The organism is Aeromonas sp. QDB23 (assembly GCF_027707745.1).
GTDB lineage: Bacteria > Pseudomonadota > Gammaproteobacteria > Enterobacterales > Aeromonadaceae > Aeromonas > Aeromonas allosaccharophila.
The window spans coordinates 1-20,273 of sequence record NZ_JAPCJA010000014.1; the positions used below are offsets into that span (position 1 = coordinate 1).

Genomic DNA, 20,273 nt, shown 5'->3' on the forward strand with positions numbered 1-20,273 from the left:
CTGGATGCAAGCAGCGTGTCGGCGAGTATCACCACGGCAACGGGCGGCAACTTCGAAAGCCTGGTGGTCGACAAGACCGCGGCGGTGACCCAAATCACCGACACCATCAGCGAAGTAATCGCCACCCTGACCGCGGACAAGACCACCGTGTCAGAAGGGGGCGAGGTGACCTACACCGTGACCCTGACCAGCAAGGACGGTCTGTCGGTGAGCGGGCAGAACGGTCTGACCTTCACCCTGGACAATGGCAAGACCATCACCATTGCGGCGGGCCAGACTAGCGGCAGTGTGACTGTGACCGCAGGGGATGATGTTTACACCGGAGGCCAGGCTGACCTGAGTGCCAAGTTGACCGGGGTGAGCGGTGACGACAGCTTCGAGAAGCTGACGCTGGGCAAAGAGACGGTGACCACCAAGGTGACCGACGAACCAAACGGTGAGGGTGACAAGGCGACCGTCTTGTTGTCCGGTCCGGCTTCGGTGGTTGAGGGCAGTGTGACAGCTGAGTACACCGTCACATTGAGCCATGCTGCCAAACCGGGTGACAAGGTTCTGCTGTCATATAGCTATACCACAGCCAACGGTGATGACATCGTCGAAACCAAAGAAGCGGTGATCGGTGTGGATGGCAAAACAGCCAAATTCACGATTGCCACCGTGAACGATGTACGTATCGAAGGGAGTGAAAACTTTGCGGTCAGCGTGAGCAAAGTACTCAATGCGGCGGGCCAGGATGTCTTCGAAGGCTTGGATACCTCGGCCGCCAAAGTCACTACCACCATTGTCGATAATGATTCTGTGGTGTCGCTGCAAGCGGTTGTGGAGGGCACGACAGAGAATCTCTTGAATGTGGCGGATGGGGTGACCTTTACGGGTACTACCACATTGGGAGGGACTGTCTCGCTGGTGGATGGCAAGTACGTTTACCAGGCGCCGGTACGGGATCATGCCGATTCGATTGCCGACATCGACTCGTTTACCTATACCAAGGCCGACGGTTCGACGGTGACGTATACCATCAATATCCTGGATACCAACCCGATTGCGGCCAAGGATAGCGGCAGTGTGGCCGTGGGGCTGAATGTCCAGACTAGTGGTTCGGCCAGTCTGCTGGCAAACGACACTGTAGTGGATAGCTCGAGTGCCAACCCAGCCAAGGTGTATTCGGTGACTGGCCTGAATGGTCAAGCTATGGTGCTTGATGCATCAGGTAGCGTAACGGTGGCGGGTAAATATGGTGATCTGACCGTGAGTGCTGATGGTAGCTACACCTATACCAGCAAGCTGGATACCGATGTGCAGGCGGTCGAAGGTGGCGCGGCGGTGAAATCTGCCTTTGCTGTATATGGCTTCCAGAATAACTCGCTGCCGCTGAATGGCACCTCACTGAATTTGACCGGCCTGACCGATAGCGCCACGGCACTCGTGGATGTTCGTACCAGCGGCAACAATGCCAAGCCCGGTATTGGCGTCTCCCAAAGTGGTGGCGGTACGAACGATATTGGTAGTGGTGAATCGCTGGTGATTGGGCTTAAGGCGCTATCCAATTTTGCTCAGATAGGTATCAACGAGCTTAATAGCGGACAGGGCAGCGCAAGTTGGAAAGCCTATGATGCGAATGGTGTGTTGGTCGGTTTCGGTACCCTGGTATCGTCTTCCAGTAATGGAAGTTTGCAATCGTTCAATATCTCGACCAGTACCCCTTTCCAGTATCTGGTGTTGGGTTATAGCGGTAGCCAGAACGGTTATGTCATTGACTCGATCAAGTACACGCCTGCTATTGGTGCCGTAACAGAAGAGTTTACTTATACCGTCAAGGATAACGATGGTGACGTGTCCAATCCTGCGGTGCTGACCCTGAATGGCAATGTGCCAACGACTATAGCTCCAACCATGCTGATGGGAGTGGAGGATTTGGATGTTACCCTGACGTGGGCGTCGTTCGGGATCTCGGATAACGCGTCTACCGTCCGGATTTCCGGTAACCAGAATGGCACCGGCACAATCCAGTATTGGGATGCAAAAACCCACCAGTACAAAGAGTTGGGGAAAAACGAGACCGAAACCTTTACCAAGGTGGATATCGACAGCGGCAAGGTGAAATTTGACCCGAAAGATAACGTATCCGGTGCTGATGTCTACGGGAATCACAAAGGCGTCGGTAATAAAGGCCACGATCTCACCAGTATCAAGTTTGATGTGCTGAAGGAAAATCAGGTTATTGCCAGCGACAAGCGCGTTGTAGTGGATCTGATGCCGCAAGCGGATGCCCCGACGCTGAAGGTTGGGACATTTAGTTCCCTGGCTGCCATGGATTTTGAGACTGTGCAGCTTGGTAATGACACATGGAAAGATAACATTAACCCCAACTCTATTAATGGTGCCGGTGCTATTGGTCAATGGAAAGCCAATGGCAGTGGACTGATTGAGGTGGGCAAAGAATCTGTCTATTTGGGCAATTTGGCAGCCAGTACCACGAACCAGGTGATGGAAATCGAAAGTAGTAGGAATGTGAGTCAGCTCTACACTGACATTCAGTGTGAGTCAGGTCGCTTCTATCAGCTGAACTTCGATATCAGTGCTCGCACGACACCACAGTATATTGACATTTCCAGCTGTGGTTTGAAGGTGTTTTTGGTGCAGCTTGATGCTAATGGTCGTCCAATGCCCGATTCTCGCATCGATTTGTATAAATTTGAACCTCAGTCTGTCGGTTGGTTGAAGGGGGTGCCTGTTTCGTTGAATGTGCCGGAGACCGGCACATACCGACTGGTATTTGAGTCCTTGGATGCCTCAGGTGGTGGGGACTCTTACGGGGCTGTTCTCGACAATGTCAAGTTCCAGGCAGTCGATAACAAGGGGTATGAAGACAGCTTCATCAAGCTGGGCAAGATCGAGGCAGAGTTGGTAGATAGAGATGATTCTGAACGCTTGTCTGTCGAGATCGACGAATTGCCGGTGGGGGCTGTGCTCAAAGATGCGGCCAACCACAGTGTGATCGTGGGTGACTCCCGCAAGGTGGATGTGACAGGCTGGAGTCTGTCCACCCTGCAACTGAAAGTGAATGATCCTGGTCATTACAACCTTGTTGTCAAGGCAACGGCGACGGAGGTGACATCTAGCGGTACTGTTCTGGATCGTGCCGTTAGCGAGGTTATCTTGCCGGTTGAGGTATTGCCGGAGGGGAATACGATCAAGATGGGCGAGTTGAATGACTCGGTATATTTGAGTAGCGATAGGCCTTCCGTAGCTGCCCATACGGCCCTCGAAATAAATGGCATCCACTACTCTCAACCTGGTACTTATCAGGATGGTACTGCCGGTGTAGTCATCAAAAAAGATAGTGCCGATACCGTGTATACCTATGGTGGTAATGATCATGTCGAAGGTGGGCGTGGCAATGATGTGGTGTATCTGGGAGATAGCGGCAGCAATCTTGTCGATATCAACAGCGCAATTAATTTTGTCACAGCTGATGTTGCCAACATTACCCAGCAGCCTGCCGCTGGTGTTGCCCGTGAGGATGGTGACCTGAACTCTGCCAAAGCCTCTGTGGCTTGGGGGGATGTAGCGCAAGGCGCTCAGGGCAATGATTTCCTGTTTGGCGAGGATGGGGTGGACTTGCTCTTTGGGGGATCAGGTAACGACCATCTGGATGGTGGAAAGGACCAAGACTTCATCCGTGGTGGCACTGGTGATGATGTGATCGTGGGTGGGGCCGGGAGTGACTACCTGCGCGGTGATGAGGGGGCTGATACCTTCCTCTGGCAGCAGGGTGATGATGCATTAGTTCAGGGTTCAGACAATTCAAATATGCTTCCAACCCATCCAGTTGATTACATCACTGACTTCCAGGTCAAGCATGGTGATGGCTGGCAGTGGAGCAGTAATATGGATAATTTGTTCAAGGATGTGGATATTGCACGTTCAGACAAGTTGGACTTATCCGATCTGTTGGATCACAGTGGTAACAACAATGAGTCCGACTTGGCTACTTTGCTTTCAGTATTTGAGAAGGAGGGTGACGTTCATTTGCAGGTGAAGACTGCTGATGGCCGCAACGTGAGACAAGAGATTGTCTTGCTTGACAGTACCTTCGAGTCCATAACCGGAGATATTAGCAATCATGTTTTTGGTTCTCCGGAATCAACATCCCAGCAGGTCATCAACTATATGTTGCAAAACCACTTGCTCGACATCGACAAGTAAGCCCTCTTCGGGGCAATAAAAAAGCGGCAGAGCAATCTGCCGCTTTTTTTATCTTTGCAGGGAAACGAAATCAGTTGCCGAGGGTGGCGAACAGGCTCTGCTCCAGGGAGCCGCGGGAGACGCAGACCGGCTTGATGGAGGGGGCCGGTACGCGCTCGCCCGAGGATTCAACGAAGAACAGCTCGGTGTTGCCCTTGACGTTGACGGTCGCCACGCTGCTGTTGCCGCTCTGGGTGATGATCAGGTTGATCTGCAGGTTCGGGTTGCCCAGTGCAACTTTGGAACCCATGGTGCCGCAGTCCAGCCACTCCAGCCCGTCGGCTGACTGGTTGACGTTGGCGGTCATCAAGCCGGAACCACGCTGGCTGTTTTCGATGGTGAGACCGTGATCGGTGAACCACTTCTCGGCGCGAGCCCACACCAGATCCACCGGGATCGCCATCTCCTGAGTGTTGTTGGTTGCCTTGGCAATCGGCGGGTTGTAGCGATACTCCTCACCACCGTTATTGTCACCCGCACAACCAACCAGCAGCAGCGCCAATGCGCTCCCCATTATCTTTTTCATCTTGTCTCTCTCGTCCATATCACCAGGCCATTGGCCAACCGGCGCCTATTATCGCCGGAGCGACAACCTCTGTCAGCAAGCATCCTGAATCGGGTGTAATGGGGGGAATATCGGGGTGCTTTACAAAATGGGTTTGCTATCATAGATTTGCTCGAAATTCCTCCATAAGCGCCCCTGTGACCAACATGCTCACCCCGGATCTGCTGCAGCAGATCATCGACCAATTGCCAATGAGTATCTTCTGTCGGGATAAGCATGGGCGCTATCTGTTCGTCAATCGCGAGTTTGCCAACGAGGCCCATCTGGGCTCGCCTGCCGAGGTGGTGGGTAAGAGTGATGCGCAAATGCCCTGGGGCGATGTCTTTCGCGGTGAGGATGATCAGCTGCTGGCAGGAGGTGTGCCGTTGCTTCATCAGCAACTGCATTGCAACCGAGGTGGTGATACCTGCTGGATGGAGGTGCACAAGATCCCGCTTTACACGGCGCAAGGTGAAGCGTGTGCGGTGTTCGGAGTGGTCAACGAGATTGCCCAGCGCAAGAGCCTGGAACAGACCGTCAAAAAGCAGCAGTTACTGCAGCGTTTCTTGCTCGATGCCATTCCTGACCTGATCCGTTTCGATGATCACAACGGCGTATTGCTGGAGTGCAATCAGGCATTCCTCGACTTTATCGGTCAGGAGTCGGAGGAGGTGCTGGGCCAGCAGCTGCCGTTCCGGTTGGCGGCGCCACAGGGGATGGGGCACGGCGAGTGTTGTCTGCTGGATGCCAGTGGGCAGGGGCGGCACATGGAGATCACCCGGGTCGATGTGCCCGATGGTGACGGCCACTCCCTCGGGATCCTAACGCTGGGGCGCGACATCACCGGTCTGCGCACCACTCAGGCGCAGTTGCAGCAGGAGCAGCATTACGACAGTCTGACCGGGCTGCTCAAACTTTCCCGTTTCTTGCAGACCAGCCGTCATCTGGGGGGCCGCAGCGCCACGCTGGTGCTGGTCGATCTGCACCATTTTCGCGAAATCAACGATCGCTTCGGGATCCGGATTGCCGACCGCCTGCTGAGCCAGGTGGCAAAGCGGTTGCAGCAACTGGTGCCGCCGCGTTCCCTGCTCTGTCGGGTCGCGGCCGATGACTTCAGCCTGTTGTTGCCCGACTTCAACGAGCCGCTGCAGGGATGGAGCCAGCATCTGCAGCAGCAGTTGATGGAACACTATCAGGTGGAAGATCACCGCATCCAGATCCCGGTGTTTCTGGGGCTGGCCCAGGGGCGGGCAAGCGATGCCGAGCGGTTGCTCAGTCATGCCGAGGCTGCGCTGGCGCAGGGCAAACGGCAGCAGCAGTATTGCACCCTGTTTGATCCCGAGTTGCATGCCCGGCTCAAGCGGCGTCAGCTGATCGCCGCCCAGTTGCCGCTCGCCATCAAGTCCGCCCAGTTGATTGCCGTCTATCAGCCCATTATCTGTACTCGGACTCACCGCCTGCACGGTGCTGAGCTGCTCTGTCGCTGGCCCCATCCCGAGCTGGGGATGATCTCCCCCGACGAGTTCATTCCGTTGGCGGAAGAGATGGGGATCATCGGTCAGCTTGGCCAGCTGATGCTGGAGCAGGGATGTGCCCAGCTGGCGCAGTGGCAAACCGCGCAGCCGGATATGGTGCTCTCGATCAACCTCTCGCCGCTGCAGTTCCGTGATCCGGCGCTCTGTGAGCGGGTCTCTGCCTGCATCGCTCGCCATGGTCTCAAAGCCAGTCAGCTGGAGCTGGAGATCACCGAAGGGGTGCTGATGGAGAATGCCGACGAGATTGAGACCAACCTCGACAACCTGATCGCCGCCGGTTTTCAGCTGGCCATCGATGACTTCGGTACCGGTTACTGCTCGCTGGCCTATCTGCCGCGTTTGCAGGTCGCGACTCTCAAGCTGGATCGCAGCTTCACCCAGGGGCTCGCCAGCAATACCGCAACCACCGCCATCGTGCGTTCGGTCATCGGGTTGGGCCATGAGCTCGGGATCCGGATCACCGCCGAAGGGGTGGAAACGCCCGAGCAGCAGTTGTGGCTGACCGAGGCGGGGTGTGATCGGCTCCAGGGCTATCTGTTCAGTCGCCCCCTGCCGCCAGCGGAGTTCGCTGCCAGCTATCTGGCGTGAGATATCGTCAGAAACAGCAAGGCCACCGAAAGGTGGCCTTGCTGTTTTACGATGGAGGCAGGATCAATCCTGGAAGTAGGTGCCCCAGCCATCGTAATCCACCCCGTATTTTTCCAGGATGGGTAGCATCTTGGCGATATCGGCGACGATCGCTTCGACATTCAGCTTGCACTCGATGGTGGCATCGAAGCAGAAGATGGTGGCGCCGTCATCCAGCTCCATCTCTTCGGCATCGGTCACTTCAAAACCGGCCTTGAACAGGTCAACCGCTGCTTTTTCCAGACGGTCGAAATCCTGGCAGGCGAAGTGGTGCTCGATGTCGTAATCCACATCGGGATTGCTGCCATCGGCCAGCAGTTCGTTGACGATCTCGGTGGTCTCATCACGCCACTCTTGCATATTCAGACTCATGTTGCCTCCAGGCGGTATCATTGCGGCAAAGCATACTCGCAGAGTGGATTTGGCTCAATGCGGCGGACCCACAGAGTCTCGAATTTCCATGATATTGGCGCTGCCTGTAGGGTGTGCGGTAGTCAGCAGGTGCGGGAAACGGGACCGGAACGGCGAATAAATGGTCGCTGCGTTCAGTTGTTGAGCGAACGCGCTTTTTATCGTGCCATCATGGTTGACACTCTGCGCTGGAAAGGGTTTAATGCGCGCCGTTGCCCAGATAGCTCAGTCGGTAGAGCAGGGGATTGAAAATCCCCGTGTCGGCGGTTCGATTCCGTCTCTGGGCACCATAATTCCTCCTTAGTTCAGTCGGTAGAACGGCGGACTGTTAATCCGTATGTCACTGGTTCAAGTCCAGTAGGAGGAGCCAAATTCGAAAAGCCCGCTCAATCGAGCGGGCTTTTTCATTTCTAGTTGCTGTTGCATGCTGCCAAAAAGAGCGTTGCGCCACAGGTGGCGCTGAACAGCAGCATTCCGGTCTGCAGCATGCTGCCAGGGCATGGCTTCTTATCTCTTTTTCTGGCCCTGATCCACTTCGGTTTCATCACGTTCCCTTATCCATTTTGTCGGCCTGAATGGCTGCACGCCTGTGCAGGCGAGCCATCTTTGTTGAATGGCGTCATGGCGTCAATCTCCCCCGTAAAACAATTAATTCAGCGCTGTTGAACCGTGCGTTATTTGGTGATGTTTCGACCTTTAAGCCATTGTTAACATTTTGGAAAACCGGAGTGACCCCAAGGCAGGGCGGGGCTATGATGGGGTCAATGATGTTCCCATCCTGACGGAGAGATCCCAGATGAACAGCCCCTTGAGCTATGTACTGGACGGCATTCATTGCGAGCCGCACTTTTTTACCGTTCCCCTCGATCATAATGAGCCGGATGGCGACAGCATTACCCTGTTTGCCCGTACCCTCTGCCGTAAAGACAAACTCGATGAGAAGCTGCCCTGGCTGCTGTTTCTGCAAGGGGGGCCTGGATTCGCGGCGCCGCGCCCGACGGCCAACAGTGGTTGGCTCAAGCGGGCGTTGCAGGAGTTCAGAGTGCTGCTGCTGGATCAGCGTGGCACCGGGATGTCGAGCCCCATCCACGGGCATAGTCTGACCAGCATGACGCCGGCCGAGCAGGCGGAGTATCTCAGCCATTTTCGCGCCGACAGCATAGTACAAGATGCCGAGTTCATCCGGCAGGAGCTGAGCCCCAAGCATCGCTGGAGCCTGCTGGGGCAAAGTTTTGGCGGCTTTTGTTGTCTGACCTATCTCTCGCTTTTTCCCGATAGCCTGCGGGAGGTCTATATCACTGGCGGCATAGCACCGATTGGCCGCAGTGCCGAAGAGGTCTATCGCGCCACCTATCAGCGGGTGGCGGACAAGAACCGCGCCTTCTTCGTCCGCTTCCCCCACGCTCAGGGGATTGCCAACCGGCTGGCCAACCATCTGCACCAGCACGATGTGCGGCTGCCCAACGGCCAGCGCCTGACGGTGGAGCAGTTCCAGCAGCAAGGACTGGATCTCGGCGCCACGGGCGCCTTCGACGAGCTCTATTACCTGCTGGAAGAGGCTTTTATCGGCGACAAGCTGAGCCCGGCCTTTCTCTATCAGGTGCAGAGCATGCAGCCCTTCAATACCAACCCGCTGTTCGCCATCCTGCACGAGGCTATCTACGCCGAAGGGGAGGCGACTCGCTGGGCGGCGGATCGGGTCAGAGGGGAGTTCCCTGCAGTGAACTGGGCGCTCGGCAAGGATTTCGCCTTCACCGGCGAGATGGTTTACCCCTGGATGTTCGAGCAGTTCCGCGAGTTGCTGCCCCTGAAAGAGGCGGCCCACCTGCTGGCCAACAAGGCAGACTGGGGGGCGCTCTATGATCCGGCCCAGCTGGCCCGCAACCAGGTGCCGGTAGCCTGCGCCGTCTATGCCGAGGATATGTATGTGGAGTTTGACTACAGCCGCGAAACCCTGCGTGGCCTTGGCTGCAGTCGCGCCTGGATCACCAATGAATATGAGCACAACGGTTTGCGTGCCGATGGTGAAGCGATTCTTGATCGCCTGATCGCGTTGAATCGCGACCGTTAATTGCCGTTACCGGCAACCAGCGCGGGAGCTTGGACTCCCGCGATGGTTGTTATGGATGGTTGTTATGAAAGCGTGACACCCAGCACCTTGGCCCGCGTCAGCCTGACGATGAGTGGCTGACAGGCTGATTAATTCACCCCCTTCCACAGTCTCTGCCGATCCCTCACCATATACTTGCCAAACGACTCTGTATTGAGTGGTGGTCAAACCGATTGACCAGCCCGTGCTCGTTACCATTAGAAAGTCGCTCTGATGCTCTGTATCCCGCATATCAGATATGCCATCCCTGCATGTACCGTGATCGCGGGGAGGGGATGGTCGTGCTTTTCAATCAAGATAAGGATGTATGATGAGAAAGTCTCTGTTGGCCTGCTCCCTGCTGCTGTGCCCTGCCGTGTTTGCTGCGACCCCCCATTGGGAATATAGCGGCGAGGCGGGGCCTGCTCACTGGGCCAAGCTGACCCCGGAGTTTGGTCAGTGTGCGGGCAGCAATCAGTCGCCGGTCGATCTGAACGGGTTGGTTGAGGCCAAGCTGGCCCCATTGGCGCTCCACTATCAGGCGGGTGGCAACACCGTGGTCAACAACGGCCACACCGTGCAGGTCGGTTATGCCCCGGGCAGCACCTTGCAACTCGATGACACCACGTTTGAACTCAAGCAGTTTCACTTCCACGCCCCGAGTGAAAACCTCATCGAGGGCAAATCCTATCCGCTGGAAGGGCATCTGGTGCACGTCAGTGACAAGGGCGAGATCGCCGTGGTGGCGGTGATGTTCGAGGCTGGCAAGGCCAATCCGGCACTGGCGGCAGCCTGGAGCGCATTACCTGCCAAGGTGGGCGAGATCCAGTCCCTCAAGGCGCCGCTCGCTGCGGAGCAACTGCTGCCCGAGAGCCGTGACTACTACCGTTTCAGCGGCTCTCTCACCACGCCGCCCTGCTCGGAAGGGGTGCGCTGGCTGGTGATGAAGCAGCCGGTCGAGGTCAGTCAGGCCCAGATCGACGCGTTCAAGGCGGTGATGCACCACCCCAACAACCGGCCGGTGCAGCCCCTCAATGGGCGCGTGGTACTGCAATAACAAGGGCTGCAATAATAAGGGCTGCAATAACCAAGCGTTGCAGATAGCAGAAACCAAAAGAGGGCCGCGAGGCCCTCTTTTACATGGCGAGGTATCGGCGTGCGATCACAGGCTGGCGGCGATCCGGGCGCCGAGCGCCGCGTTGTTCAGCACCAGCTGGATATTGGCGGCGAGCGAGTTGCCGCCGGTCAGCTCGCAGACGCGGGCCAGTAGGAAGGGGGTAGACGCCTTGCCCTTGATCCCCTGCTCATCGGCTTCACGCAGCGCTTGGGCGATGGCTGCGTCGATATCGGCTTTAGGCATGGCGTGTGCGGTCGGGATGGGGTTGGCGACCACGGCGCCGCCCGCTAGTCCCAGCTCCCACTTTAGGCGCAGCGCCTCGGCGATGGCGGCCGGGGTATCGAGCCGGTAATCGACCTTGAAGCCGCTCTCGCGGGTATAGAAGGCCGGCAGCTCGCCCGTTTGATAGCCGATCACCGGCACGCCCTGGGTCTCCAGATACTCCAGCGTCAGGCCGATATCGAGGATCGACTTGGCGCCGGCGCAGACTACGGCCACCGGCGTCTGGGCCAACTCCTGCAGATCGGCGGAGATATCGAAGGTCTCCTGCGCACCGCGATGTACCCCGCCAATACCACCAGTGGCAAAGACCCGGATCCCCGCCATCGCGGCGATGATCATGGTGGAGGCGACCGTGGTGGCACCCATCCCCTTGCGCGCCAGTACGAACGGAATGTCGCGGCGGCTGCACTTGGTTACGTCGTGACCAGCCTGGCCCAGCGCTTCCAGCGCACCCGCATCGAGACCCACCTTGAGGCGGCCGTCGAGGATGGCGATGGTGGCAGGAATGGCGCCGTTATCGCGCACTACCTGCTCCACCTGACGGGCCGTCTCCACGTTCTGCGGATAGGGCATGCCATGGGAGATGATGGTGGATTCGAGGGCGACGATCGGTTTGCTAGCGGCCAGCGCGGCAGCAACTTCCGGTTGGATATCGAGGTAAGCGTTCAGCATGAGTACTCCTCCAGTATGCGGTCAACGGCGGTCTTGCTGAGACCGGAAAAAACGGTATCGGAACAATTGACGGTGAGGGCGGCGCAGCCCAGGGCAAAGCGGGTGGTCTGGGCAATGTCGAGCTGTTGCAGCCAGGCGTGGGCGAGGCCGGCCATAAAGGCATCCCCGCCGCCGGTCACATTGAGCACCGGACTGCCCAGCACCGGCAGGTGGCCTTGCTGCTCGCCATCGCTGTAGAAGATCCCCTGTTCACCCAGACTGAGGAACAGGCGCTTGACCCCGGCACGGTGGAACCAGGCGGCTACCATGGGCCAGGTTTCGGGCCCGGCGATGGTCATGCCGCACAGCTGCTCTGCTTCGCTGCGATTGGGTTTGAGGGTGTGTATCTTGCCGAGCCAGGGGCGGATCTTCTCCACCTTGGCTACCGAGACGGTATCGACAAAGATGGCGTGATCCCCCTGTCGCTCGAACAGCCAGTCGAGGGTGTGGATGGCCAGATTGGTGTCGAGTACCCAGAGTCTGGCACCGCCGAGAAAGCCGCCGAGCGGGGTCAGGCGGGCTGGGGTGAGCTGCTCGATGATGGCCATGTCGTTGATGGCGCAGCTCATTTCGCCGCTGCCATCATGCAGGCTGAGATAGCAGGAGGTCGCGTGGCCATCGAGCACCAGGGTCTGGCGCACATCGACACCGGCCCGCTGGCTCACCTCCAATAGATGGTGGCCATACTGGTCGTTGCCGACCGCGGTCAGCAGCCGGGTATCGCTGCCGAGCCGCGCCAGATTCTCGGCGATATTGCGGCCGACACCGCCCGCCGAGGTGCGCACCTTGCCCGGGTTGGAGTCGCCGAGCAGCAGGTTGTCGTGGCTGGTGCCGCAAATATCCATATTGGCACCGCCGATCACTACCACGTAGGGGCCCTCACGCAGTACATAACCTCTGCCTTGCACATACCCCTGCCGGATCAGGCTGGAGATGTGGCTGGCCAGCGCGGAGCGGCTGATGCCAAGGCGATCGGCCAGCTCCTGCTGGGCAATCATGGGATCCTGACGCAGCAGGGCGAGGATCTCTTGTTCACGCTCAGTCATAGACAAACATCCACTTACAAACGTTTGTCTATTATTTCCGATAAACGTTTGCTTGCTATCGGTTTGTACAAAATCTGTCGGGTGGCGCACAAAAAATCGACATCCGTGATGGGGTGACGAGTCGTTGAGCCTGGCGAGGTACTTTTAACGGGTCGGTGACCCCGCCGCGGCTTATAATGGCCGCCGCAAGAGGAGGAGAGATGATGAAAAAGAGTGCATTCTGCTGTGTGGGGCTGGTCAATCCCAAATCCCCGGAAAATGTCGGCTCCGTGATGCGGGCAGCGGGCTGCTACGGGGTGGACGAGGTCTACTACACCGGCAACCGCTTCGAGCTGGCGCGCCGCTTTGCCACCGATACCAAGCAGATGGTGGAGAAGATCCCGCTGCTCGGGGTGGATGACCTGATGGCGTTTATCCCGCAGGGATGCGTGCCCGTAGTGGTCGATCTGATCGACGGCGCCACGCCACTCCCCGACTATGTCCACCCTGAGCGCGCCTTTTATATCTTCGGGCCGGAGGATGGCACGCTCGATCCCGCGCTCTACGGGGCGGTGAAAGATGTGGTCTATGTGCCGACTCAGGGCTGCATGAATCTGGCCGCTTCGGTCAATGTGATCCTCTATGATCGCTTGTCGAAGAGGATGAGGGGGGCGTAATTAGCTCAGGGCTATCATTCAGGTGTCGGGCTGGCGGCGGCTTTCTGTTCCAGTTCCCTGATAAACCCTTGGTAGTAGTCATAGAGCTGATAGTGCTTGTAGATGTCAGCCAGATTTCCGCTGCGGATCAACTCAACCATCCCCTTATCCCAGAGATCCATCATCCGGTTGCCCTGGGGGGTGTCGGCAAAGATGGGGTAGGTCGGGATCCAGCGCAGGAAGGCGCGATGCAGGTTGGGGGGAATGTCCTCATTCGCATAGAGCACGCCGGCAGTCAGGTAATAGCGATAGCGCTCTTTGCCGAGCAGTTGCAGAGCCATCTCATCGCTATCGATTTCATGCCACTGCATGGTGACTGCAATGTATTTGTCGAATGCCCAGCCCCGTCGCCATACCACAGATTGTCCCTGCAGGCTTTTTTCTCCCTGCCACTTGGGCTGCCATTTTTTGAGCATGAACACGGTCAGGTCATCCGCTGATGCGGGATAGCGCGGTTGTCGGACACCGGTGACTTCATCGCGGTATACCCCCATCGCCATATCGCCTCCTTTTTTGGCAATCACAGCGAGAGCACGTTTATAGGGCACGATATGGGGGGTTACCTGATAACCGTGGGGTTGGTAGATGGCGCGAACCAGATCGAGATAAATGCCTTTGCCATCTTGTTGGCAAAAGCCTGGCCAGTCATCGCAATAAACCTCAATAGAATCTGCCCGGCAATTAACCACCGTGCACAAACAACAGAGTAACAGACAGATGCGTAACATGGTCAGCGCAGGTCTCGTTGGGGCAAAGGGAAAGCGGATACCCTACTTTATACCATGGCATTGATCGTGACAGGACGTAGAAAAATTCTCGCATCTCCATTTTGCGACAGGGTCGAGGGTTATTTTCGGTCGGGTTGTTATGATCATGAAAAGATTCAATAGTGCCCCAATCAGGAGAGGAGACTGCATTATGCCATCGATCAAAACGCTGCTCTGTCCGGTCGATTTTTCCCAAATGTCCCGTGCGGTACTCGACTATGCCGTATTCATGGCGCAGAGCCATCAGGCCCAGCTCAAGCTGATCCACGTGGTCGATCAACTGCACGGTTTTGACAGCTACAAAATCCTGCATATGACGGCAGTCGAGATCACCCACGAGATGGAGCGTCAGGCCAAAGCCCAGCTCAAAGAGCTGGTGGCGACGCTGCCGATCCCTGCCACCTTTGATATTCGCTTTGGCCGCGCTGCTGACGAGATCGTGATTCAAGCCAAGGATGATGAGGTGGAGCTAATCGTGATGGGCAGTCACGGCCGCTCCGGCATCAGCCATCTGCTGGTAGGCAGTGTCGCTGAATCCGTGGTGCGTCATGCCCCCTGCCCGGTACTGGTGGTGCGCCAATAACGCGCCCCGTTTAGCGTGAAAAGCGTAACAAACAAGGCCAGCGATTGCTGGCCTTGCGTTTTCTGCTGCCGTGCCCGCTAGCCGTGGGCGTAGATGACGCTGCCCCCCTTGATGGTATCTATGATGGCCCGGGCCTGCTCCTTGGGCAGGGCCGGGCAACCCCAGCTGCGGCCCAGCTTGTCATATTTGCGCAGATGGGTCGGGCTGGCATAGGTGGCGCCATGCACCACAATGGCGCGTTTGCGAGCATTGCTGTTCTTGCCGGGGCTGAGCCCGTCCAGCCGCAGGGAGTAGCCATGCTTGCCCAGATAGGTTTCCGCGGTGCGATAGACACCGAGGGAGCTTTGCCGGGAGTTGAGCTGGTTGGAAAAGCGTTCTGCGGCCAGCTCACCCGAGTTGCGGCCATGGCTGACCCAGGTGTGATAGAGCAGCTTGTGGCGTTTCATGTCGATGACAAACAGTCTGCGCTGGGTAGAGGGCTTGCTGTAATCGATGATGGTGAGAATGGCTTTGCGCTTGTGGCGCACGGTTTGATAACTGTTGAGTGCTTGGCGAAAGGTCTGTTTGTCCAGCTTGCCTGCCAGACCCAGTTGACGATAGAGGCTCTGATCCCAGCTGGCATCTGCCGTGCTGCTCCAGATGAGCGATATCAATAGCAGTGGCAACAGCAGCCACCCGCGTTGCCAGCCTGTGTTCCGGTCTGCTTGTCCCATCCTTGTATATCTCCTTTGGCATTCCCTGCAACAGAGCTGATATCGCCCTCAATCCGCTCGATAGTTATATGCAAGGCGCTGAAAAGGCGCAATAAAAAAACCGGCCGCAGAGCGGCCGGAAGTAATTCAAACAGTAGACATTGGTATCACAGGGTATAACTGACTTCTAAATCCTTAGAAGTTGTACTGCAGGGCAACAGCGACTACGTCGTCGGTGTTCTGGCCCAGAGAGTTGGTGGACTTGCCATTTACGGAGTCCAGCAGGTTCAGCTTGTAATCAACATAGGCGTTGAAGTTCTCGGTGAAGTTGTACCAGGCACCGATAGATACGTACTCGGTGTAGGTATCATCGATACCGTGAGCAGTGTCTTTTACATCAGTGCGCAGGTAAGCCAGAGAAGGCTTGAACTTGCCGATGGTGTACTGGGCTACGGCTTCGTAACCGTCGTGCTTCTCGGCGTAGCCGTTGTTCACGAACAGGTGGTTCTCACCGTGGGAGTAGGTTGCAGCCAGATAGAGGTCGCCAGTTGCATATTTGGCGCCGAAGCCCATCAGCTTGGCATCCTGGTCGCCACCGAAGGCGGAGAATTTGGCTTGCTCGTCGGTCTTGCCAGCTTGGTTGTAGGCAGCAGACAGACCCAGACCCATATCGAAGTCATAGGAAGCAGCTACAGCAAAACCTTCTTTGGAACCTTTCTTGTTCCAAGTGGTGCCATTGGTGGTGAAGTTGGAGCGATCAGCATTCTGCGGATCGTTGTTGCCGGTGAACTGGGCACCCAGGGTCAGACCGTTGTAGGTGTACAGGTACTGGGCCAGACCGTTGGTACGGCCGGTACCGAATACTTCGGTGCCTTTGCCCAGGCCGTCACCGCCCCACTCGGGCAGTACGTCGGTGTAGTCGTTCACGATGCGGAACAGACCATCCTGACGACCGTAGCTGAATGCGCCGAAACGGTCGTGCTTGATGCCTGCGTAAGCGTAACGCAGTTCGTCGTTGTCAGAACCGGAGGTCGGCAGGTTGTACTCGGCAAAACCGAATGCCTTCATCTCGGGAGCAATCTTGGTCTCGCCGCGCATGTTTACACGGAAGTAGCTCTGGTCACCTTCGGAACCGTTGTCATCAGTGCCGTAGTACATACCCTGAGCACGGCCACCGATATCCAGCTTGGTATCGTTCTGGTTGTAAACGGTAGCGGCATGAGCGCCGCTCGCCAGCAGCAGGCTGGAGATGGCAATAGTCAGTGCAGACTTCTTCATATGCTTTATTCCTCTGATGTAAACACTTGGACCTGTTCCGGTCTTTGTTAGTTTGATCGGGATTGAACCGATGGGGACAAGGTAGAGCGGTTAACCTTGACTGGAGCTGAATCAGCGGCGGGTTACTTGTTGATGACTGTATTGTCATTATTGGGGGCGGGCGGGTGATTGGTACTTTTATTGTTCAGAATCAAGTGATTAGTTTTTAACTGAAGACAGAAAAAAGGCAGTGTTTGTATAAAACACTGCCGTTTTGAACACTATCAGAGCGGTTTTTGCCACAGGGTCAGCAGCAGATCCTGTTCCAGCTCATCCGGGCCCTGTTGAGCAAAAGCGTGACGCTGCTCACCGGTGGCGCGCCAGCCGAGGCGGCTGGTCTCCAGAATAAAGCTGCGCATGGCGTGATCCATGCTGAGGCTGAACTGACAGCGTTGTTGAGCCACCTGATTGAGGCCACCGAGGGTCGGCCAGCTGAGGGGGTGTTCCATACTCACCGGGTTGAGGCTGACCCGCAGTTGCCACTGATGGCGGGGGCCCGGCTGCAGATAGAGCAGATAGCCACCGGGGGCCAGCCACTCCGCCAGCAATTCGCTTCTTACCTTGAGATCGTTGACCAGCAGCACCTGAGCCGAGCCCTGCTGCAGCGGCGCACGGGCGGGATCGGCAATGACAAACTGGCCGTCCGGTTGCGCTTTTTTGGCGGCAAAGATGGTGTTCTTGGCGATATCAACACCAGCAAACTGCCAGCCGGGCAGACGCTCCGCCAGCGCACGGCAGTAGTAGCCTTCACCGCACCCGAGATGGATCAGCTCTTGCGGGGCAAGCGGAGAGAGCAGGGCGGCCATGGCCTCGACCAGCGGTAGTTGGTGGCCAGCTTCCAGAAAGTGGTGCTTGGCGCGCATCAGGGCGCGGCTGTCGCTGTCTTTGGGATTCTTCTTGCCGGGGATGAGATCCAGATAACCTTCCGGTGCCGGATCGAAGTGATGCTTGTTGTCGCAATAGCGGCCCTGAGATGCCTCATGGAGGTGGAGCGGACTGCGGCAACGGGGACATTGAAGGTGCATAGAAACTCTCTTGGCGAACGCCGAAACAGGAAGGGCGTTCGGGATTATAGGGGAGAGGATCAAAAAAGGCTGCCGTAGCAGCCTTTTTTATCCCAAGGCCTCTGTCAGGCCCGTGGACGGGTCATCAGCGAGTGCCAAATACCACAATGGTCTTGCCGTGAGCAGAGATGAGCTCCTGCTCTTCCAGCATCTTGAGGATGCGGCCCACGGTTTCACGGGAGCAGCCGACGATCTGGCCGATCTCCTGGCGGGTGATCTTGATCTGCATGCCATCCGGGTGGGTCATGGCATCCGGCTGTTTGGCCAGGTTGAGCAGGGTCTGGGCGATCCGGCCGGTCACATCCAGGAAGGCGAGGTTACCCACTTTCTGGCTGGTGTGCTGCAGGCGCTTGGCCATCTGGCCAGAGAGGCGCAGCAGAATGTCCGGGTTGACCTGGATCAGCTGGCGGAACTTCTTGTAGGAGATCTCTGCGACCTCGCAGGATCCTTTGGCGCGAACCCAGGCGGAGCGCTCGGGATTCTCGTTCTCTTCGAACATTCCCATCTCGCCCAGGAAGTCGCCCTGGTTGAGATAGGAGAGGATCATCTCTTTGCCCTCATCGTCCTTGATCAAGACGGCCACCGTGCCCTTGACGATGTAGTAGAGGGTCTCCGCTTTTTCACCCGCATGGATCAGGGTGCTCTTGGCGGGATACTTATGAATGTGGCAGTGCGACAAGAACCATTCCAGGGTGGGATCGCTTTGCGGTTTGCCAATGACCATGAGAATTCCTCTGTAGTGTCTTTTTATGGACTTGTGCGTCCGGGCAAGTTGCCAATCTTGCCATTCCTTGTATTGGTCGCAGTAGGATAAGAGCCTTTGCCTGTGCTGACAAGGCTTTGCGGGCTTTTGAAAGAGCCCTTTGAGTAATGCCTGCTGCGCCGCTGCGGCCATTCTAGGGAAGATAGCGCTCGGAGATGTTGATTTTGATCTATTTCCATCCCGACAGTCGCCTCCCCGCCGGGTCTGCGCATCGAGATATGCCGCTAGTCCGATGGCTGGGGTATGCTAGGCAGATCATACTATGGCGACAACAACTGAGGACGCGTGAGATGAAAGCCAGGGTCAGCTGGGTGGAAGGAATGAAGTTTGTGGGTGAGAGTGAATCCGGTCACAAGGTGATTCTGGATGGCGCCAACCCCGGTGAGGGCGCCAGCCCGATGGAGATGATCCTGCTGGCAGTCGGCGGCTGCAGCTCTATCGATGTGGTCTCTATCCTCGAGAAAGCGCGCCAGTCGGTGACTGCATGTCATGTCGATGTCAGTGGCGAGCGGGTCGATAGCGTGCCGCGGGTCTTCGAGAAGATTAATCTGCACTTCGTGGTGACAGGCAAGGGATTGGCAGAGAAGCAGGTAGCCAGAGCGGTGGATCTGTCGATGGAAAAATATTGTTCTGTTTCCCTGATGTTGGAAAAAGCGGTACAAATTACCCATAGTTATCAAATTGTTGAAGCTTGATAACTGACGATTGTTTCGTTGAATCCCTGCCATAAGGCCATCACCTCAGGTCACGGCACAAGGTCATTACATAAGGCCACCACATAAGGAAAGTGCAATGAAAAAATTGATCGCTCTGCTTCCCCTGCTGGGTCTGGCTGCTTGCAGCAGTCCACAGCCCACCCAGTATCAATACAGCCAGTACCAGTGTGGCGAAGAGATGCTGGCCATCACCTATGATGCCCAGGCTGACATGGTGCAGTTCCCCTATGCCGGGGTTTACCACAAGCTGGGCCGCGTCGAGGCTGAGTCCGGTGCCAAATATTCAGACGGTGTGACCACCTTCTGGAATCAGGACAAGCAAGGACTGCTCACCCAGAAAGGGGTTACCCTGCTGACCTGCACCCTCAAATAAGTGGCTGCACAGGTCTGAAGGTGTGCGGCTGTGTCCCCCCAATCTGGCCAGCGCCAGCTTGGGTCAAGAGGTTGAGATCACAAAAAAACGGCTTGCCGGGAGGTAAGCCGTTTTTCTATCTATCCATTATCGCTAAACAAGCGTTAGTTGGTCGGGACGCTATGAAGCAGTTCGGCCGCGAGCTGTTGGCTGAGCGCCTGGCGCTGGCTGTCGGCAATGCTCACATCGCTGGTCAGCTGGATGATGCTGCTCCAGACCGCTTTCTGGGTTTTGCGATCGAGCAGTACGATGGCCAGCGAACCTTTGCGCTCGTTGGCCGAGGCATAGACCCCCGGCGTCATGCCGAGGCGCGCGAAAATCTCGCCGTCGCTGATATCCTTGCCGCCTGCGACGCCGATGGCGACCCACAGATCCGCCTCGTCGAGCGGTGCGCTTTGCCACCCCTTGCCATTGAGCTCCCGGCTCACCGCCTGCTGCATCGGCTCCAGCCACCCTTCAGCCAGCTCACCGGCGAATTGATACTGCTCGGCCAGGGCGTAGCGCGGGGTCGCGCCATAGGTCCAAGTGCCAAGCGGGCGTACCAGCATGGTGCCGGACTCCAGCGTGGGGGCCGCCGGCCCGCTGCTGCAACCGCCCAGCAGGGCGAGCAGAGCCACAGAGAGATAAGCAAGCCGCATCGTGAACTCCTTTGAA

At 57.0% G+C, this 20,273-nt stretch carries 18 protein-coding genes and 2 tRNA genes; 10 read left to right on the plus strand and 10 right to left on the minus strand.

The features are described from left to right. Nucleotides 1-15 precede the first annotated feature (15 nt). A complete protein-coding gene (locus PG888_RS08365; RefSeq protein WP_270693237.1) occupies nucleotides 16-4,209 on the plus strand; it encodes an immunoglobulin-like domain-containing protein in 4,194 nt (1,397 codons plus the stop codon). 70 nt (nucleotides 4,210-4,279) lie between these two features. Here PG888_RS08365 and PG888_RS08370 read toward each other — a convergent pair whose 3' ends face one another. After that, a complete protein-coding gene (locus PG888_RS08370) occupies nucleotides 4,280-4,774 on the minus strand; it encodes a hypothetical protein (RefSeq protein ID WP_042060865.1) in 495 nt (164 codons plus the stop codon). Nucleotides 4,775-4,959: 185 nt separating this feature from the next. Between PG888_RS08370 and PG888_RS08375 the strand changes: the two genes are divergently transcribed. After that, a complete protein-coding gene (locus PG888_RS08375) occupies nucleotides 4,960-6,915 on the plus strand; it encodes a sensor domain-containing protein (protein WP_270693276.1) in 1,956 nt (651 codons plus the stop codon). 63 nt (nucleotides 6,916-6,978) lie between these two features. Here PG888_RS08375 and rraB read toward each other — a convergent pair whose 3' ends face one another. Continuing rightward, entirely contained in the window at nucleotides 6,979-7,314 is a 336-nt protein-coding gene (gene rraB / locus PG888_RS08380) for a ribonuclease E inhibitor RraB (RefSeq protein WP_033136151.1), read from the minus strand. Between the two features lie 265 nt (nucleotides 7,315-7,579). On the opposite strand from rraB, the gene PG888_RS08385 reads away from it, so the two are divergent. The 4 genes from PG888_RS08385 to PG888_RS08400 all read left to right on the plus strand — a co-directional run bounded on the left by PG888_RS08385 (nucleotide 7,580) and on the right by PG888_RS08400 (nucleotide 10,511). Beyond that, nucleotides 7,580-7,655 (plus strand) — tRNA-Phe (locus tag PG888_RS08385). A 4-nt stretch (nucleotides 7,656-7,659) separates the two neighbouring features. Continuing rightward, nucleotides 7,660-7,735: transfer RNA gene (locus tag PG888_RS08390), tRNA-Asn, on the plus strand. 426 nt (nucleotides 7,736-8,161) lie between these two features. Continuing rightward, nucleotides 8,162-9,436, plus strand: coding sequence for an alpha/beta fold hydrolase (locus tag PG888_RS08395; RefSeq protein WP_270693238.1), 1,275 nt, complete (start codon nucleotides 8,162-8,164; stop codon nucleotides 9,434-9,436). Nucleotides 9,437-9,785: 349 nt separating this feature from the next. Further along, on the plus strand, nucleotides 9,786-10,511 hold the full coding sequence (locus PG888_RS08400) for a carbonic anhydrase (protein ID WP_270693239.1): 726 nt from the start codon (nucleotides 9,786-9,788) through the stop codon (nucleotides 10,509-10,511). 105 nt (nucleotides 10,512-10,616) lie between these two features. On the opposite strand, the gene PG888_RS08405 is transcribed toward PG888_RS08400, so the two are convergent. Both PG888_RS08405 and PG888_RS08410 read right to left on the minus strand, forming a co-directional pair. After that, a complete protein-coding gene (locus PG888_RS08405; protein ID WP_270693240.1) occupies nucleotides 10,617-11,525 on the minus strand; it encodes a pseudouridine-5'-phosphate glycosidase in 909 nt (302 codons plus the stop codon). Continuing rightward, nucleotides 11,519-12,610 carry a PfkB family carbohydrate kinase gene (locus tag PG888_RS08410; protein WP_201992008.1) on the minus strand — a complete coding sequence of 364 codons (1,092 nt, stop codon included), beginning with the start codon at nucleotides 12,608-12,610 and terminating at the stop codon, nucleotides 11,519-11,521. Before PG888_RS08410 ends, PG888_RS08405 begins: the two co-directional genes overlap by 7 nt. Before the next feature lie 203 nt (nucleotides 12,611-12,813). On the opposite strand from PG888_RS08410, the gene PG888_RS08415 reads away from it, so the two are divergent. After that, the gene (locus PG888_RS08415) at nucleotides 12,814-13,266 is read left to right on the plus strand and encodes an RNA methyltransferase (protein WP_270693277.1); all 453 of its coding nucleotides are present in this window, start codon (nucleotides 12,814-12,816) and stop codon (nucleotides 13,264-13,266) included. 14 nt (nucleotides 13,267-13,280) lie between these two features. On the opposite strand, the gene PG888_RS08420 is transcribed toward PG888_RS08415, so the two are convergent. Continuing rightward, nucleotides 13,281-14,033 (minus strand): substrate-binding periplasmic protein, encoded by a 753-nt coding sequence (locus PG888_RS08420; RefSeq protein WP_270693241.1) that lies wholly within the window; start codon nucleotides 14,031-14,033, stop codon nucleotides 13,281-13,283. A 190-nt stretch (nucleotides 14,034-14,223) separates the two neighbouring features. Between PG888_RS08420 and PG888_RS08425 the strand changes: the two genes are divergently transcribed. Then, nucleotides 14,224-14,655 (plus strand): universal stress protein, encoded by a 432-nt coding sequence (locus PG888_RS08425; protein ID WP_042060878.1) that lies wholly within the window; start codon nucleotides 14,224-14,226, stop codon nucleotides 14,653-14,655. Between the two features lie 77 nt (nucleotides 14,656-14,732). Here the strand turns inward: PG888_RS08425 and PG888_RS08430 are convergent, their stop codons facing one another. From PG888_RS08430 to crp, 4 genes are all read right to left on the minus strand, one after another. After that, on the minus strand, nucleotides 14,733-15,368 hold the full coding sequence (locus PG888_RS08430; RefSeq protein ID WP_201947583.1) for a murein L,D-transpeptidase catalytic domain family protein: 636 nt from the start codon (nucleotides 15,366-15,368) through the stop codon (nucleotides 14,733-14,735). 174 nt (nucleotides 15,369-15,542) lie between these two features. After that, complete coding sequence (locus PG888_RS08435) at nucleotides 15,543-16,625, minus strand: porin (RefSeq protein ID WP_213392993.1); 1,083 nt, start codon at nucleotides 16,623-16,625, stop codon at nucleotides 15,543-15,545. A 263-nt stretch (nucleotides 16,626-16,888) separates the two neighbouring features. Further along, entirely contained in the window at nucleotides 16,889-17,689 is an 801-nt protein-coding gene (locus PG888_RS08440) for a putative RNA methyltransferase (RefSeq protein ID WP_270693242.1), read from the minus strand. Between the two features lie 124 nt (nucleotides 17,690-17,813). Beyond that, on the minus strand, nucleotides 17,814-18,452 hold the full coding sequence (gene crp / locus PG888_RS08445; RefSeq protein ID WP_033135974.1) for a cAMP-activated global transcriptional regulator CRP: 639 nt from the start codon (nucleotides 18,450-18,452) through the stop codon (nucleotides 17,814-17,816). Between the two features lie 329 nt (nucleotides 18,453-18,781). Between crp and PG888_RS08450 the strand changes: the two genes are divergently transcribed. Together PG888_RS08450 and PG888_RS08455 are read left to right on the plus strand one after the other, a co-directional pair. Next, complete coding sequence (locus PG888_RS08450; RefSeq protein WP_058053021.1) at nucleotides 18,782-19,186, plus strand: OsmC family protein; 405 nt, start codon at nucleotides 18,782-18,784, stop codon at nucleotides 19,184-19,186. Nucleotides 19,187-19,283: 97 nt separating this feature from the next. Then, nucleotides 19,284-19,580 carry an MliC family protein gene (locus PG888_RS08455; RefSeq protein ID WP_042060888.1) on the plus strand — a complete coding sequence of 99 codons (297 nt, stop codon included), beginning with the start codon at nucleotides 19,284-19,286 and terminating at the stop codon, nucleotides 19,578-19,580. 143 nt (nucleotides 19,581-19,723) lie between these two features. On the opposite strand, the gene PG888_RS08460 is transcribed toward PG888_RS08455, so the two are convergent. Next, nucleotides 19,724-20,257 carry a DUF4136 domain-containing protein gene (locus PG888_RS08460; RefSeq protein WP_042060890.1) on the minus strand — a complete coding sequence of 178 codons (534 nt, stop codon included), beginning with the start codon at nucleotides 20,255-20,257 and terminating at the stop codon, nucleotides 19,724-19,726. Nucleotides 20,258-20,273 lie beyond the last annotated feature (16 nt).